The organism is Rhodoferax sp. GW821-FHT07F03 (assembly GCF_059418745.1).
Genome location: NZ_JBWKQM010000006.1, coordinates 54,891 through 70,761, shown reverse-complemented (window position 1 = coordinate 70,761; position 15,871 = coordinate 54,891). Strand labels below are relative to the sequence as shown.

Below are 15,871 nucleotides of genomic sequence, written 5' to 3'. Positions count from 1 at the left end.
AGGAAGCAACTCTATATCTCGCCCGTGAGGCGCACCGCTGTGGTGACTTTGCTGCTGCACCGGAACACTATGACTATTTCTTGGTCCGCCAATCAGTCGCCTGAGCGCATTTCAGGGTTTAAGTAAAAAAGGCCTCCAGCGCAGCTAATACCTGCGCTGGCAGCTACTTTTTATGTAGCGCTGTGGTGGTGGCGCTTAACGTGGCGGCGCAGCCAGAGCAGCAGGTCGTCCACATAGGTGAAGACCACCGGTACCACCAGCAGGCTGAGCACGGTGGAGGTGATCAGGCCGCCTATCACCACGATGGCCATGGGGCCGCGGAAGCTGGGGTCGGTGCCCCAGCCCAGGGCGATGGGCAGCATGCCGGCGACCATGGCGATGGTGGTCATCAGGATGGGCTGGGCCCGTTTGTGGCAGGCGTCCACCAGGGCTGCGTAGCGGCCCATGCCTTGCTGGTGGTAGGCCACCACTGCGTACTCCACCAGCAGGATGGAGTTCTTGGTGACGATGCCCATCAGCATCAGCAGGCCGATCACCGACGACATGGAGAAGCCGCTGCCGGTGATGAGCAGCGCCATCAGCGCGCCGCCTACCGACAGGGGCAGGGCGGCCAGGATGGTAGCGGGCTGCATGAAGTCGTGGAACAGCAGCACCAGCACGGCGTAGATGCACAAGATGCCGACCAGCATGGCGCCGCCAAAGCTGGTGAACAACTCGGCCATGCGCTGGGCGTCGCCGGTAGCGATCTGGTGCACGCCGCTGGGCAGGTTTTTCATGCTGGGCAGAGCCTGCACCATCTTGTTCACCTCGCCCGTGGTCAGGCTGCCCAGCTCGATGCTGAGGGTGACGTTGCGCATGCGGTCCAGCCGCGCTACCTGCGACGGCCCGCCGCCCAGCGACAGGTCGGCCACGGACGCCAGCGGCACCGCGCCGCTGCGCCCGGCCACGCGCAGCTGGCCTATGGCGTCCAGGTCGGAGCGCAGGTTGTCGTCAAAGCGCACGCGGATCGGGATCTGGCGCTGCGGCAGGTTCAGCTTGGCCAGGCTGGTGGCGTAGTCGCCGTAGGTGGCCACGCGCACCACGCTGGCCAGGTCGGTGGTGGTCACGCCTTGCTCGGCCATGCGCACCGGGTCGGGCCGCACATGGATTTCCGGCCGCTGCAGGCTGGAGCTGTCGGTGATGTTGCCTATGCCTTTGAGGGTGCGCAGGTCCTTGGTCAGCGCGGCGGTGGCCTGGCTCAGGGCCACGGCATCGTCGCTGGCCAGGGTCACGTCCAGCGACTGGCCATTGCCCTGGCCCATCACACCGACGCGGGTGCCGGGCAGGGCGCCCAGGGCCTGGCGGATGGCGGCTTCGACCTGTGCCTGCGAACGTGGCCGCGTGCCGCGTGGCGTGAGGCTGACGGTGAGCGTGGCCTCGTTCACCGTACTGCTGCTGGCGTCGCTGGTGGAGTCGCCGATCACGGTGAACACCTGGCGCACCTCGGGCATCTTGGCGATCAGCGCCTGCGCCTGGGTGCTGGCGGCGCGGGTCTGCTCCAGCGTGCTGCCGGGCTGCAGCTTCAGCGAGATGGTGGTTTGCGCGTTGTCCGAGGCGTTGATGAAAGAGGTAGACAGCAGCGGCACCAGGCATACCGAGCCGACGAAGAACAGCCCGGCCAGCAGCACCGTGCTGCGCCGGTGGGTTTGGCACCAGTGCACCATGGCCAGGTAGCGGCGCATGATGGGGCCGTCTTCCTGCACATGGTTGGGGCTGGGTTTGAGGATGTAGGCCGCCATCATCGGCGTCAGCAGGCGCGCCACCAGCAGCGAGGCCAGCACGGCTGCCGCCGAGGTGATGCCGAACTGGCGGAAGAACTTGCCCGGTATGCCGCTCATGAAGGCGGTGGGCAGGAACACTGCCACCAGGGTGAAGGTGGTTGCGATCACCGCCATGCCGATTTCATCCGCCGCCTCCAGCGCGGCCTGCATTGGCGTCTTGCCCATGCGCAGATGGCGCACGATGTTCTCCACCTCCACAATCGCGTCGTCCACCAGCACCCCCACCACCAGGGACAGCGACAGCAGCGTGATCAGGTTCAGCGAATAGCCGCACAGGTACATCACCAGAAAGGTCGGGATGATGGACAGCGGCAGCGCCACGGCAGACACAAAAGTCGCCCGCCAGTCGCGCAGGAAAAGCCACACCACCACCACCGCCAGTACCGCTCCTTCGTATAGCAGGTGCATGGAGCCCTTGTAGTTGTCTTGCGTGGGCGTGACGGTTTCCACCGCCTCAGTGATCTGCACCTGGGGATGGGTTTGGGTGAAGCTTTGCACGGCGTTGCGCACCGCCGCTGCCACGGCCACGTCGCTGGTGCCGATGAGCTGCTTGACCTGGAAGCCGACCACCGACTTGCCGTTCAGCGCGGCGTAGGCAAAGCGCTCTTCTGCGGTATCGTTGACCTGGGCCACCTGGTCCAGCCGCACGCTGATTTGCTGTGCAGTGGCGGTGGTCACGGGAATGGCCAGGCCGGCCAGTTGCTCGGGCCGGTCCAGCCGGCCCAGGGTGCGTACCGACTGGTTGGTGCCGCCCAGCAGGCCGCGCCCACCGGAGGCATCGGTCTGCACCGCCTTGATCTGGCTGGACACGCTGCCCGCGGTCACGCCCAGGCCGGCCAGCTGCGCCGGGTCCAGCGTTACATGCATTTCACGCGTGACACCGCCCACGCGTGTCACGGAGCTCACGCCTTTGACGGACAGCAGCGCCTTGCTGATATCGTTGTCGATGAACCAGGACACATCGGCCTCGCCCAGGTGCGGCGCCTGCACGGTATAGGTCAGCAGTGCGCTGCTGGCGCGGGTGACCTTGGACACCACGGGTGCGGCGACCTCGGTAGGAAGGTCGGCACGTGCGCTGTCTACGGCGTTGCGCACCTCGTTCAGCGCGACCTCGCTGTCCTTGTCCATGTCGAAGCTGACCACGATGCTGGCCGCGCCGTCGGTGATGGTGGTGGTGATGTGGTCCACCCCGCCTACCGAGGCCAGTTTGTCTTCGATCTTGCGGGCCACTTCGGTTTCCAGCTGCGCGGGGGCCGCGCCCTCCAGCGTGGCCGACACCTGGATGGTGGGTACGTCGAGGTCGGGGAAGTTCTGTATGGCCAGCCGGTGAAAGCCCAGCAGGCCGGCCCCGGTGAGGATGATGAACAGCAGGATCGCTGGGACGGGATTGCGTATCGACCAGCTCGACAGATTCATGGAGTCCCCTTGGCGGCGCTGGCGGTGCCAGCAGGGGTAGTCCATTGCACTGGGTCACCGTCCTTCAGAAAGGCGCCGCCACTCAGCACCAGCGTGGCCTGTGCGCCTATGCCGCTGGTGATCTCCACCATATCGCCTATCCGGCGACCGGTCTGTACCTGGCGCTGGGCCACTTTGGTGGTACCGTCTTTTTCGAACACATAGCTGTTGCCGTCGCGCAGCACCACGGCGCTGGCCGGCACCACCAGGGCCGGGGCTTCGCCGGTGTCGATCTCGCCGCGCACATACATGCCGGCGCTGGCAGCGCTACCGATCGGTAGGTCCACATAGGCCAGGCCGTTGCGCGTACTGCTGTCCAGCGTGGGGCCGACGATGCGCAAGCGGCCCTGTACCTGGCTGCCGTCGGGCAGCGTGACCTTGGCCGTTTGGCCGGGCTTGAGCGCGCTGAGCTGCTTGCCCGTGACTTCGGCCCGCCATTCCACGCGGCGTTGGCGCACCAGCTGGAACAGCTCGGTGCCGGATGCCACCACATTGCCCAGCGTGGCGCTACGGCTGGAGACCACCCCGTCGTCCACCGCCAGGATGCGTGTATGGCCGAGTTTGATACGTTGCGTGTCCAGCGTGGCCAGGGCCGCGTCCAGGCTGCCCTGGGCGGTTTGCTCGGCGATCACGTAGGAGGTGACCTGTTGTTCTGAAAGGGCACCGCTGTCGCGCACCGCACGGCTGCGGTCGGCCTCGGCCTTGGCCTGGGCCAGCTTGGCGCGGGCCTGGACCACGGCGGCCTCCTGGGCACGCAGGTCGGCACGTACGCTGTCATCGGCCAGGCGGGCCAGCAGCTGGCCGCGTTTGACCACGCTGCCCACGTCCACCAGCACCTCGGCAATGCGCAGGCCAGCTTCTTCGCTGGCGATGCTGGCGGTTTGCCAGGCAAACAGGCCACCTGCAAACTGCTGGGTACGCCGCCAGTTGAGCTGCTGCGGCTGTACTGCCGTGACGGACAGGCCGGCATTCGCGCTGGCCGGAGCGGTGCTGGGGGTTTGGGCCGGGCTTTTCGCCATCCACAGGCCACCAGCGGCCAATAGCACGATGACGGCAGCTGCAATCCATGTTTTTCTATGCAATTTCACTTCACTTCTCCAGAGGATGTTGCCGGTGCTTGCACCGACCAGCCGCCGCCAACGGCTTTGTACAGGGCCACGCCGTACAGCAGCTGGTCGCGCTGCACGGTGATCAGGCTTTGCTCGGCGGCGATAGCATCGCGCCGGGCTATTTCGAGGTTGAGCAGGCTTTCGCCACCGGCGCGCCACAGCGACTCCACCGTGTTGGCATAGGCCCGGTAACCCAGCGCGCTGCGGCGCAGGTCGGCCTCGCGGCGGGTGGCACTGTCGAGCTGCACCAGGTCTTCTTCTACCTCTTGCACTGCACTGCGCACGGCCTGCTGGTAGTTGGCCAGGGCCAGGTCGTAGGCGGCCTGGGCCGAGGCCACGGCCGCCAGCTTGGCGCCGCCGTTGAGCAGTGGCAGCGACAGGCTGGGCCCGAAGGACCAACTGGTGCTGTTGGCGTTGCCCGCCGTCTTGCTGCCTGATAGCGAACCCACCAGTGACAGGCGCGGGTAGCGGTCGGCCTCGGCCACGCCGATTTCGGCACTGGCAGAGGCCAGGCTGCGCTCGTACGACACCAGGTCGGGTCGCTGGCTGAGCAGTGCCACCGGCAAGGTGCTCAAGGCAAACATCTGCGGTGTAGGCAGGCTGGGGGCCTGCGCTGCCAGTTGCTGGCGCAGGATGGGCTCGTCCAGCCCGGTCAGGGTGACCAGGGCCTTGACCGTCAGGTCACAGCTGGCTTGCTGGGCCGTAGCGGTGGCGGCGGCGCTGGCGGCACTGGCATCGGCCAGCGCGGCGTCAGACTGCGCGCTCATGCCGGCCTGCAGCGAGCGGCGGGTGATGTCGGCGGTGGCCTGGCGCGACAGCGCGTCGGCCTGGGTGCTGGCCAGGGTCAGCTGGCAGGCGCGGTAGGTCAGGTAGTCGGTGGCCACTTCGGCGGCCAGCGACACCCGGGCGTCATGCCAGTCGGCCTGGCGCGCCGATACCAGGGCATCGGCCGACTCCATCGAGCGGCGTACGCTGCCGAACAGGTCCAGCTCCCAGCTGGCGTCCAGCGCGCCGGTTGTCGTGGTGGTAGTGCTGGTGCCTGTGGTTCGGCCTCGGCTTGCGGCGGCGCTGCCGGTCAGCGTGGGCAGGCCGGCCGCATTGGCGGTGCTGACGTTGGCGCGGGCCGAGGCGATGTTGGCCGCCGCCTTGCGCAGCGAGGGGTTGCTGGCTTCGGCGGACTGCAGCAGCTGGTTCAGCGTGGCGTCGTGGAACTGTTCCCACCAGGTCAGCAATTGTCCGGTGTCGCCCGCATGCGGCAAGGCTGCTTGCCAGGCGTTGGGTACGGTGAGCTGTTGTGGCACCGGTGCCTGGTACTGCGGGCCTACGGCGGCGCAGCCGCAGAGCAGGGCGCTGCACAGCAGCAGGACGGGCCGTCTGAAGACGGAACGGGGAGACGGAGAGTGCATGGTGGTATCGGTTGGGTGGGGACACCCACGGGTATTCAATCCAGGCCCAGTTTGCCGACAGCCCAGTAGGCCTTGGTCATATGGGTGGAAAGCATGCGGCGCTGCTTGAGCGCATGGCGCAAGCGCTGTATCGAATTGGCATTGCCGCTGAAAATAAAGTCCTGCGCTGGCGTAGCCTGGGCCAGGCGCACCATCTCGGCTTCCACCTCGGCCAGGTGGCTGTTGTCGGCATTGCGTTGTACCAGCACGGCACTGCGCAGCTGCAGCACATCCAGCACGCGGCGTGCGTCCTGTGCGTTGTCTACTTCGAATACATAGGACACAGGGTGTTGTTCGTTCGCTGCCACGAAAGCGCCGGCGGTGGCGAAGGAGGTTTCGTCACCAAAAAATACCGTGTTGTGTTTGCGTGCATGCAGGCTTAGAGCGTTGCGCGGGCCAAACAGCATGCAGCTGTCGCCCACGTTCGCGGACTGGGCCCAGCCCGCGCCGGGTGAGCGATGCGGTGCATCGCCATGCAGATATACCAGCAGCTGTATGTTGCCGCTGGCATAGTTCCAGTTCAACGGCGTGTAGGTACGCGACACAAAGCTGCCCAGTTTCAGTTCCACCTTTTCTCCCGGGCTCCAGTGCACCCTGCGTAGCCCATCACCCTGCAAGGTGATGAGCCGAAACCGGTCGCTCAGCGGTTGAACCTCCTGCACCACGGTGGGCAGGGCGGTGAGTCGTAGCAAGACGCTTTCAATGCGGCCATAGGTGGGGCTCGGGAGATTTTTCATGCGGGGCGACGGGGGCTTTAGACGTCTTAAAACCGGTAGCTGGCAAACACGCCCACCGTGGTTTGCGTCTTCTTCTCGGTGATCGGACTGTCGGCTGCATCACCGCGCAGGCTGCTGGCGCTTAGCCGGGCGCCCAGGCCCCATTGCTGGGTGAGCTGGTAGTTGGCGCCGATGTTGAAGCTGACCGAGTTGATACCTGATTTGGCGGTATAGGTTGCCAGGCCGGAGCTTGCGCTTTGCGCTGCAGTGACGCCAAAAAAGGTCTGCGTGTATTTGCTGTCTGCCCAGGTGATGCTGGGGCCTGCGGTCAGCATCAGCCGCTCCATGGGGCTATAGCGGGCCTCCAGGTCCAGCGTGGCGCGGGTGCCCTGGTCTTTGCCAGCCAGGTCGGTGACCACATTGCCGCCCACCTTCCACCAGCTGTCGCTGTAGCTGGCGAAGACCGAGCCCAGTGCCGTGGCGCTGATGTCGCCCATACCGTGCAGCCGGGCGGAGTCCGATTCCTTGCGCGGTTTTTCCAGGTTGCCCCCCAGGCCCACGCCCACACGCAAATGCTCGCCCTGTACCAGGAAGGCACCCACGCCCGCCGGCACACCCGCGCCGGGCAGGCCACCGATGAAATAGCGGCCTCGGTTGGCACTGAACATAGGCAAGGCCGAGGTCTTGGTTTCGCTGCTGCCGGGGTATTTGGGCTGGCTGACAACACCCAGGCCGGCGGTGAAGTTCCAGCTATCGTTGGACTCCTGGGCCCAGGCGTTGGCGCCCAGGACGCTGCTGGCGCCGGCCAAGGCTATGGCGCTCCAGCGCAGGCGGCGGGCGGAGAAAGATGTGAGCATGTTGAATGTGCTTTCAGTGAGGAAGGGAGTTGAGGGAGTCGGGTATATCCAGGCGGAACAGGGCGCCTGAAGGGGTATCAACAACGTGCAGCCACCAGCCATGGGCCAGGGCAATCTCCTGGCAGATGGACAAGCCCAGCCCGGCGCCTTGCGGGGCGGTATTCTGCTGGCGTGGGCCGCGCCAGAAACGCTCAAACAAGTGGGCTTGGTGCTCTTTGGCAATGCCCGGGCCTTCGTCACGCACACTCAGGCCCGAGGTGTCGATGGTCAGCATCACTACGCCGCCAATGGGGGAGTGTTGCACCGCGTTTTCCAGCAGGTTTTTCAGCAGGGTGAACAGGGCTGACTTGTCGCCCTGCCATAGCAGGGTTTGTGTTGGCAGCTGCAAGTCCAGCTGTACGCTATGGCGGTCGGCCAGGCGCGACAGAAATACCAGCACTTCCTCGGCCACGCTCGCGGGGGCCATGGGGGCGAACTTGTAGTTGTGGGCCTCGCTGGCTTCGGCCAGGTGCAGCAGTTGGTGCACCTGGCGGGCCATTACGTCGATGTCCATCAGCAGGGTGTCGCGGTCGGCCATGCCGTCCAGCTCGATCTGGCCACGCATCAGGGTCAGTGGGGTCTTCAGCTCGTGGGCCGCTGCACCCAGAAATTGCTGCTGCACACGAAAGCCTTGCTCCAGCCGCTCCAGCGCCTGGTTGAAGGCATGGATCAACGGCACCAGCTCGGTGGGCACATGGTGGATGGGCAAGCGGGCCGACAGGTTGCGTGCATCAATGTGTGCCGCTGCCTCGGAGGTGTCACGCAGCGGGCGCAGCAGGCTTTTCAGCGCCAGCAGCATCAGGCCGATTAGCACTGGAACGGTGATCAGCAGCGTCAATACCAGGCTGCCGCCCACCGGCCTGCGGGCCGCCAGCTGGGCCACGGCCAGAATGCGTTCGCTGGCGGCGGCCTGCAGGTAGAAGGCCTGGCCGGCCGGCGTGTCCTCCACCTGCACCGTGGCCAGTTGCACGGCTGCATCCTTGATGCGCAGATCGGTGGCGCCTACCTTGGGAACAGGCTGGTAGTCCATGGGCAGCAACTGCTCGCGGGGATGCACGCGCAGCACCGAGCGGCCCTGTGCATCGACCACCCGGAACTCGATGTCGCCGGGAAAGGCGTCGTAGAACCAGAGCAGCTCCTGCGGCTGCACGATGCGGTTGGGGGTGCCATCGGCATTGCGCTCCAGATTATTGGCAGTCTTGGTGGCAATGTCTTGCAGCATACGGTGCCGCGCAGTCCAGCTGTCCTGCCAGACAAACACGGCCATGAACAGACTGCCGAGCACCGTGACAACGATCAACATGCCGACGGCGAAGGCGGCCAGCAAGCGTCCGCGCAGGCTGCGAAACCAGCTATGCCTCGACCAGTGCATAGCCATGTCCCCGCGTATTGCTGATGCGCACCACCGAGCCAATCGCCAGCAGCTTGCGGCGCAGCCGGTGCAGAGCCACATCTAGCGCGTTCGGGGTGACGGCATCGGTCAGGCCCCAGGCCGCCAGTTCCAGTGCATTGCGCCGCACCGTCTGGCCGCCAGCGCGCAGCAGTACCAGCATGATTTGCATCTCGGCGGGTGCCAGGGTTATGACTTCGTGGCTGCAGACCAGCATGCCGCCGTCGGGCCGCAGCTCGATGTCGGCGAAGCTGTCTACGGTGTTCAGCCGTTGCGCTGGGCGGCGTGTCAAGGCACGCACCCGGGCCACTAGTTCTTCTATGGCGAAGGGCTTGGTCAAATAGTCGTCGGCCCCCGACTCCAGGCCGTCTACCCGGTCGTGCAAGGCGTCGCGGGCGGTCAGCATCAGGCAGGGGATGGACAGGCGGGCCTGGCGCAGGCGGCGCACCAGGTCGATGCCATCGCCATCGGGCAGGCCACGGTCTATGACTACCGCTTCGTAGTCGCCCTCGCGCAGCGCTGCCCAGGCGGCATCGATGCGGCCGAAGGTGTCCACCGGAATGCCCACCTGGGCCAGCGCCTTGCCGACCAGCTGGGCCAGGCGTTCGTGGTCTTCTACGAGTGCGATGCGACCCATGGTGTCAGGCCGGAGCGCGGCGGAGGGAATGGACGGAACTGTGCATGCCGGCCATTGTGCGCACACCTCTCTTACTGCCGACTTTCCGGGCGAAAGTTTGTGTAAACCAGCGCCGTCAGATGGCCGGTGTTGCAAGCCATTTAGGCCTCTGGCGCTTATAAAACCTGTGGTAGGTGCTATTTATTCAATAGCATTTTATTTTCTACTGGCTTTTCAAGGTTTGCAGCGCTTGGGTAATCGGCTCTGCCACCATGGGGCGCACCAGCCGCTGCACCTCCTGGCCGTCCTGCAGAAAAACCAGCGTGGGCCAGAGCTTGACGCCAAAGGATCGCCCCAACGGCCGGCCGCGCCCGTCGGCAATCTTCAGGTGCCGCACGCCAGGTCGTGCCGCCAGCGCCTGCTCTATGGCCGGGCGGGCGGCGCTGCAGATGCCGCAGTAGTCGTCGCCAAACTCCAGCACCAGCGCGCCTGGCGTGGCATCCACCTCGGCGCGAGTTGGTTCGGCGGCATATGCATGGGCCATGGGCGTGCTCCTGGGGTTTATAAGGAAATAATGGCTGCAGCGCAGATATTACCTGCGCAAGCAGCTGCTAATTTCGTAGCAAACGGGGCGGCTTCAGTCTATCAATTGGCCCCCATCGTGGAACGGGTACGGCCCCGCAAAGCTGCCGCTGGCCGCCAGGTGGCTGACCAGTGTGCCGCCGTTGCCCAGTGCATGCAGGGCGAAGCCGGGCGGCTCCAGCGTCCAGGCCGAGGCCGCGTCGGGCGCCAGATCCAGGCACACCTGGTGGGCTGGCGAGGGCACGGTCATGGCGATGCTGCCGCCAAAGCGCACCTGGATGCTGCGGTGCAGATGGCCGCAGATGATGCGTTCCACATTCGGGTGCCGCGCCACCAGCGCTTCCAGCGCGGCCGCACCTTGCAGCAGGCCGATGTCGTCCATATGGCCGATCAGCGTGGCAAACGGTGGGTGGTGCATGGCGATGACCACCGGGCGGTCGCGGTGCTGGTCCAGCGTGTCGGCTAGCCACTGCAAGCGCTGGCCGCACAGGCTGCCGTGGCTGGCGCCGGGGACGACCGTGTCGAGCGCGACCAGCTGCAAATCGCCCACCGCCACGCTGAACTGCACGAAGCCGTTGCTACCCAAATAGCCATGGTCGGCAAAGCTGGTGCGCAGCTGTTCGCGGTCATCGTGGTTGCCGGGCATCAGATACACCGGCATGCTCAAGCGCGCCAGCAGGCTACGCAGGTGCGCGTACTCGGCAGCGCGGCCGAAGTCGGTCAGGTCGCCGGTGATGACCACCGCATCGGGCTGCTGCGGCAGCCGCAGGATGCTGTCCACCGCCTGTTGCAAATACGGCGCGGTGTCCAGCCGGCCATAGGCCAGGCGGCCAGGTTCGCGGATGTGCAGGTCGGAGAGTTGCAACAACAGCGTGCTCATGTGGCTTCCTCGCAGGACATCAGGCGTTCGGGGGCGATGTGTATGCCCACGGTGTCGCCCACCTTGGCCGGGTGGTCGCGCGGCACTTCGGCGTGTAGCGGCGCCTGGTCGGCCAGCGCCAGCGTGAGCTGCAAGCGGTCACCCAGAAAGCTGCGGCGCTGCACCACGGCCTGGCCGGCACCGGAGCGTACCGGGCCGATCTGGATGTCTTCGGGGCGCACCAGCAGCGCGCTTTGGCCGGCGCGGGCCGGTGGACATTTCAGCAGCATGCCGCCCAGCGGCAGCAGATTGCGCAGCAGCGCTGGCGTGTCGCGCTTGAGCGTATTCACCCGGCCCAGAAACGACGCCACGAAGGGGTGGCCGGGGCGACGGTATAGCGTCTCGCCATCGCCTACCTGCACGATGCGGCCGGCCTGCATCACAGCCAGGCGGTCGGCAATCGCCAGGGCTTCCTGCTGGTCGTGGGTCACGTGGATGGCGGTGATGTGCAGGCGGCGCAGCAGCTCGGCCAGCTCGTCGCGCAGCGACTCTTTCAGCTTGGCGTCGAGCGCAGTCAACGGCTCGTCCAGCAGCAGCACGCGCGGGCGCACCGCCACCGCACGGGCCAGGGCCACGCGCTGGCGCTGGCCGCCAGAGAGCTCGGCCGGGCGCTTGTTTTCCAGGCCATTGAGTCTGACCAGATCCACCAACTCGCCGACAGTTTTGCGCTGTTCATCGGCGCTGACGCCGCGGATGCGCAGGCCGTAGCCGATGTTGGCCGCCACCGACATCTGCGGAAACAGCGCGTAGTGCTGGAACACCATGCCGATGCCGCGCCGCTCGATCGCCAGCGCCGTCACGTCCTCGCTGCCAAACAGGATGCGGCTGCCGGCGTCCGGCGTTTCCAGCCCGGCGATCAGGCGCAGCAAGGTGGTTTTTCCGCAGCCGGATGGGCCCAGCAAGGCCAGTACCTCACCGGGCTCAATGGCCAGCGTGGTGGGTTGCAGGCCGCGTGTGCCATCGGCATAGGTTTTGGCGCAGTCGACTACATCGACGCGCGTGCGTTCAAAGTTCATCTGCACACCCCCAGGCTACGCATTTCATGTCTTCGCCAACCCCCTTGCAGGGGGCAAACCCAGTGGCCCGGCAAAGCCGGTTCCACGGGTTTCTGGACGGGGAGGCGCTGTGTCCATCGTTGAGAGTTAAGTTCTTATCCATTGCGTTTTTCCATGAGGTGTCCTAGCCATTGCAGGCCCCACAGCACGGGCAGGATGACCAGCAAAAAGACCAGGGTGTAGGCCGAGCCGATTTCGATGCGCATCGACGCATAGCTGTCCGCCAGGCCGACCGGCAGGGTGCGCGTCAGCGGCGTGTGCAGCATCCAGGTCAGGTTGAATTCGCCGACCGACAGGGTGAAGACCATCAGGCTACCGGCGACGATGGCGGGTAGCACGGCGGGCACCAGCACGCCGATGAAGCGCTGGGCAAAGCTGGCGCCGAGCGAGCGCGCGGCTTCCTCCAGCGCCAGCAGCTCATGCCGGCGGAACGCGGCACCCACGGTGCGCACCATGAAGGGCAGGGTGAACACCAGGTGCCCGACCAGGATGAAGGCAAAGCTCTGCCGGAAGCCGCTGAGCTGCCCGTAGGCCAGGATCAGCGCCAGCGCGGTGGCCAGGCCGGGTACGGCCACCGGCAGGGTCAGCAGTTCTTCAAACAGCCGTGCCCAGCGGGATCTGCTGCGCGCCAGCGCATAGGCGCAAGGCACGCCCAGCAGCAGGCTGCCGACCACGCTGAGCAAGGCCAGCAGCAGCGACGCGGCCACGGTGCCGCCGTACACGTCCAGCACCTCGCTGATCCAGCGCAGGGTCAGGCCGCTGGCCAGGCCGGTGCTGTAGTTGTTGACCAGGCCGGCCAGCACCGACAGAGCGATGGGCGCGATCATGAAGACGCTGACCAGCGCGGTCAGCGCCGGCAGCAAGAAGGGGAGTTGTCGTGGATGGGCCATGGTGTCAGGCTCCCGCCGCCGCCGGGCCGGCCGCATGGCGCGCCAGGAACAGGCTCAGCCAGGTGATGCTGCCCAGCGTGATCGACAGGCTGGCGGCCAGCGCGAAGTTGGCGTAGTTGGTGAACTCGTTATAGAGCGTGATCGGCAGCACTTCAAACTTGCTGGCCAAGGTGAAGGCCGTGCCGAAGGCGCCCATGGACGTAGCAAAAACGATAGCACCACACGCAAGCGTGGTCTGCGCCAGCTCGGGAATCCATACATCTCTGGCAACGCGCCAGCGGGACGCGCCCAGCGAGCGCGCGGCCTCTTCCAGCTGCGCATCCATGGCGCTGGCGGCGGCGGTGTAGGTGGCGATGGCGCGCGGCAGCGAGAAGTACAGATAGCCCAGAAACAGGCCGGTCAGCCCGTAGGCAAACGTCGTGCGGCCCAGGCCCAGCCACTCGGTCAGATCGGCCACCAGGCCCTGCCGACCACCGAGCAGGATGATGAAGAAGCCGATGATCACGCCGGGAAACGACAGCGGCAATGTCAGCAGCGACAGCAGCAGCGGCTTGGCCTTGAAGCGTTGCCGCGCCAGCGTGATGCCGACCAGGCCGCCGAGCAGCAGCGTGGCCATCGTCACCGCCAATGAGAGGCCCAGCGTGTTCAGCAGGCTGCGCAGATAGCGGCTGTCGGTCAGCACCGCGAAATAGGTGGCCCAGCCTTTGTCTGCCGGCAGGGCGAACAGGCGCACCACCGGCAGCAGCCAGAAGGCGGCAAAAAAGGCCACGGCCGGCGCCGCACAGGCGCCCAGCAGGCGGGAGTTGGAAGTCATGCGGGGCGCCCCTTGTGCAGATTCTTTGCAGACTTACTGCACGTCTTTCAGGTAGCGGTCCGAGAAGCCCTTTTGCACCGCGGCCATCTTGGCGTAGTCCACGGTTTTGGCGCGGGCGTATTCGCTGGCCGGCAGGAAGCGGGCCTGGATTTCTTTCGGCATGGCCGTGGCGCGCACCGGGCGCAGATAGGCATTGGCCCAGATGGCCTGGCCTTCGTCGGACAGTACAAAGTCCAGCACCTTGTGGGCGTTGTCGGCGTGCGGCGCATTGGCGACCTGGCTCATCACATAGGGCACGACCAGGCTGCCTTCGGTGGGGATGACGAACTGCACGTTCGCCTTGTCCTTGTACTTGGCGCGGTAGGCGTTGAAGTCGTAGTCCAGCAGGATGGCGATCTCACCCGACAGCACGCGGGCGTAAGCAGTTTGCTTGGGCACGATGGGTTCGTTCTTTTGCAGCGCCTTGAAGTAGTCGATGCCAGGGCCGAAGTTGTCCAGCGTGCCGCCACGCGCCTGGTTCACCGCCACGGCGCCCACGTAGCCTACGAAAGCCGAGGCCGGGTCCAGGTAGCCGATCAGGCCTTTGTAGTCGGGCTTGAGCAGGTCGGCCCAGGACTGGGGCACCGGCTTGCCCTTGAGCGCGTCCACATTCACCATGAAGCCCATGGTGCCGGAATGGATGGTGAACCAGTGGCCTTGCGGGTCTTTCAGCCCGTCGGGAATATCGGCCCAGCCAGCGGGTTTGTAGGCGGCGACCACGCCTTCTTTTTGCGCCTGGATGGCGAAGGTCACGCCCAGGTAGGTGACATCGGCCACCGGGCTGGCTTTCTCGGCCACCATCTGCGCCAGCGACTGGCCGGAGTTCTTGTTGTCCGGCGGCATGGTCACGCCGGTCTTGGCCTTGATGGCCTTGATCTGGCTGGCCCAGTCGGCCCATTCGGGCGGGCAGTTGTAGCAGATGGCGTTTTGGGCGAAGGCGCTGGCGCCGGCCAGGCCGAGTGCCAGTAGCGCTGCGCGCGCCAGGGTTTGGAAGGGTTTACGCATAAAAACTCCGTTGAAATAAAAGGGTGGGGGACGTAGCTTCTTGTTATGACTGCAGCACCGGGGCGCAGGACTCCCCGGTGCGAAAACCATGGGCCAGCAGCACGCTGGCGTCGGGCGATACCGCTGCGCCGGCGGCCATGGCAGCCATCAGCAGTTGCACGCCGTGGCGGCCGATGTCGGCGTTCGGTTGGGTGACGGTGCTGAGCATCGGCGTCAGGTCTTCGCCCAGCGCAATACCGTCAAAGCCGGTGATGCTGATGTCCTGCGGCACGCGCAGACCCGCCAGGTGCGCGGCGCGGATGCTGCGGATCGCCAGCAGGTCGTTTGAGCAGACCAGGGCGGTGGGGTGGGGGCCGCACTGCAGCAGCGCATGGATGTCCTGCACCGCGGTTTCGACAAACGGCACTTCCAGCCACTGCGTGCCATCCAGCCCCAGCGCTTGCATACCGGCGCAGAAGCCGCGTTGGCGTTGCTGGGCCCGGTCGGACGCCGCCAACTGGCCGCTGATCAGCGTGATGCGGCGGTGGCCGAGTGCGGCCAGCCGCGCCACCAGCTCGCGCACGGCCTGTTCGCTGTCCACCGACACGCAGGGGTGGTCTGGGTGCTGGTTGTAGGCCAGCACATAGGGCAGGTGGGCCACACGCAGCCGGGCCAGCGCGGTGGATGTGGCGGGGTTGGACACCACCAGCAACATGCCGTCCACATTGCCGGCCAGCAGCTGCTGTACGGCCTGTTCTTCGCTTTCCAGCCGGTAGTCGGTGGTGATGGGCAGGATGGCGTAGCCGGCGGCGCTGGCGGCCTTGGCAATGCCGTCCAGGCATTCGGCGAACACCGGGTTCAGCAGCGTGGGCAGGACCACGCCAATCACGCGGCTGCGCTGGGTGCGTAGGCTGCGGGCGCTGGCATTGGGTAAATAGGCCAGGGTTTGCGCCATCTGCAGCACATGGGCGCGCGTCACGGCATTCACCGTGTCGGGACGGTTGAAAACCCGCGATACGGTGGCCATGGATACGCCGGCTTGCTCTGCTACTTCTCGGATGCTCACGTTGTTGTCCTGACTGAAAACGTTTTCATTGGACAAGCTGGGCGTGACACCGTGATGACAGGTGTGCCGGAGTAA

At 65.9% G+C, this 15,871-nt stretch carries 14 protein-coding genes; all 14 read right to left on the bottom strand.

The window, feature by feature from the left end:
* Positions 1-170 precede the first annotated feature (170 nt).
* A complete protein-coding gene (locus AC07R0_RS10195) occupies positions 171-3,236 on the bottom strand; it encodes an efflux RND transporter permease subunit (protein WP_495104729.1) in 3,066 nt (1,021 codons plus the stop codon).
* Positions 3,233-4,363 carry an efflux RND transporter periplasmic adaptor subunit gene (locus AC07R0_RS10190; RefSeq protein WP_495104728.1) on the bottom strand — a complete coding sequence of 377 codons (1,131 nt, stop codon included), beginning with the start codon at positions 4,361-4,363 and terminating at the stop codon, positions 3,233-3,235. The genes AC07R0_RS10195 and AC07R0_RS10190 overlap by 4 nt, the downstream gene beginning before the upstream one ends.
* Positions 4,360-5,790 carry an efflux transporter outer membrane subunit gene (locus tag AC07R0_RS10185; protein WP_495104727.1) on the bottom strand — a complete coding sequence of 477 codons (1,431 nt, stop codon included), beginning with the start codon at positions 5,788-5,790 and terminating at the stop codon, positions 4,360-4,362. The genes AC07R0_RS10190 and AC07R0_RS10185 overlap by 4 nt, the downstream gene beginning before the upstream one ends.
* A 35-nt stretch (positions 5,791-5,825) precedes the next feature.
* Entirely contained in the window at positions 5,826-6,566 is a 741-nt protein-coding gene (locus tag AC07R0_RS10180) for a siderophore-interacting protein (protein WP_495104726.1), read from the bottom strand.
* A gap of 26 nt (positions 6,567-6,592) precedes the next feature.
* Positions 6,593-7,402, bottom strand: a complete 810-nt coding sequence (locus tag AC07R0_RS10175) for a MipA/OmpV family protein (protein WP_495104725.1) — start codon at positions 7,400-7,402, stop codon at positions 6,593-6,595.
* Between the two features lie 13 nt (positions 7,403-7,415).
* Entirely contained in the window at positions 7,416-8,813 is a 1,398-nt protein-coding gene (locus tag AC07R0_RS10170; RefSeq protein ID WP_495104724.1) for a sensor histidine kinase, read from the bottom strand.
* The gene (locus AC07R0_RS10165; RefSeq protein WP_495104723.1) at positions 8,794-9,468 is read right to left on the bottom strand and encodes a response regulator transcription factor; all 675 of its coding nucleotides are present in this window, start codon (positions 9,466-9,468) and stop codon (positions 8,794-8,796) included. Before AC07R0_RS10165 ends, AC07R0_RS10170 begins: the two co-directional genes overlap by 20 nt.
* Before the next feature lie 202 nt (positions 9,469-9,670).
* Entirely contained in the window at positions 9,671-9,991 is a 321-nt protein-coding gene (locus AC07R0_RS10160) for a thioredoxin family protein (RefSeq protein WP_495104722.1), read from the bottom strand.
* A gap of 93 nt (positions 9,992-10,084) precedes the next feature.
* A complete protein-coding gene (locus tag AC07R0_RS10155) occupies positions 10,085-10,909 on the bottom strand; it encodes a phosphodiesterase (RefSeq protein ID WP_495104721.1) in 825 nt (274 codons plus the stop codon).
* Positions 10,906-11,964, bottom strand: coding sequence for an ABC transporter ATP-binding protein (locus tag AC07R0_RS10150; RefSeq protein ID WP_495104720.1), 1,059 nt, complete (start codon positions 11,962-11,964; stop codon positions 10,906-10,908). The genes AC07R0_RS10155 and AC07R0_RS10150 overlap by 4 nt, the downstream gene beginning before the upstream one ends.
* Before the next feature lie 134 nt (positions 11,965-12,098).
* Positions 12,099-12,893 carry an ABC transporter permease gene (locus tag AC07R0_RS10145; RefSeq protein WP_495104719.1) on the bottom strand — a complete coding sequence of 265 codons (795 nt, stop codon included), beginning with the start codon at positions 12,891-12,893 and terminating at the stop codon, positions 12,099-12,101.
* Between the two features lie 4 nt (positions 12,894-12,897).
* Entirely contained in the window at positions 12,898-13,707 is an 810-nt protein-coding gene (locus AC07R0_RS10140) for an ABC transporter permease (protein ID WP_495104718.1), read from the bottom strand.
* A 33-nt stretch (positions 13,708-13,740) separates the two neighbouring features.
* A complete protein-coding gene (locus AC07R0_RS10135) occupies positions 13,741-14,751 on the bottom strand; it encodes an ABC transporter substrate-binding protein (RefSeq protein ID WP_495104717.1) in 1,011 nt (336 codons plus the stop codon).
* A 43-nt stretch (positions 14,752-14,794) separates the two neighbouring features.
* A complete protein-coding gene (locus tag AC07R0_RS10130; protein ID WP_495104716.1) occupies positions 14,795-15,796 on the bottom strand; it encodes a LacI family DNA-binding transcriptional regulator in 1,002 nt (333 codons plus the stop codon).
* Between the last annotated feature and the right edge of the window lie 75 nt (positions 15,797-15,871).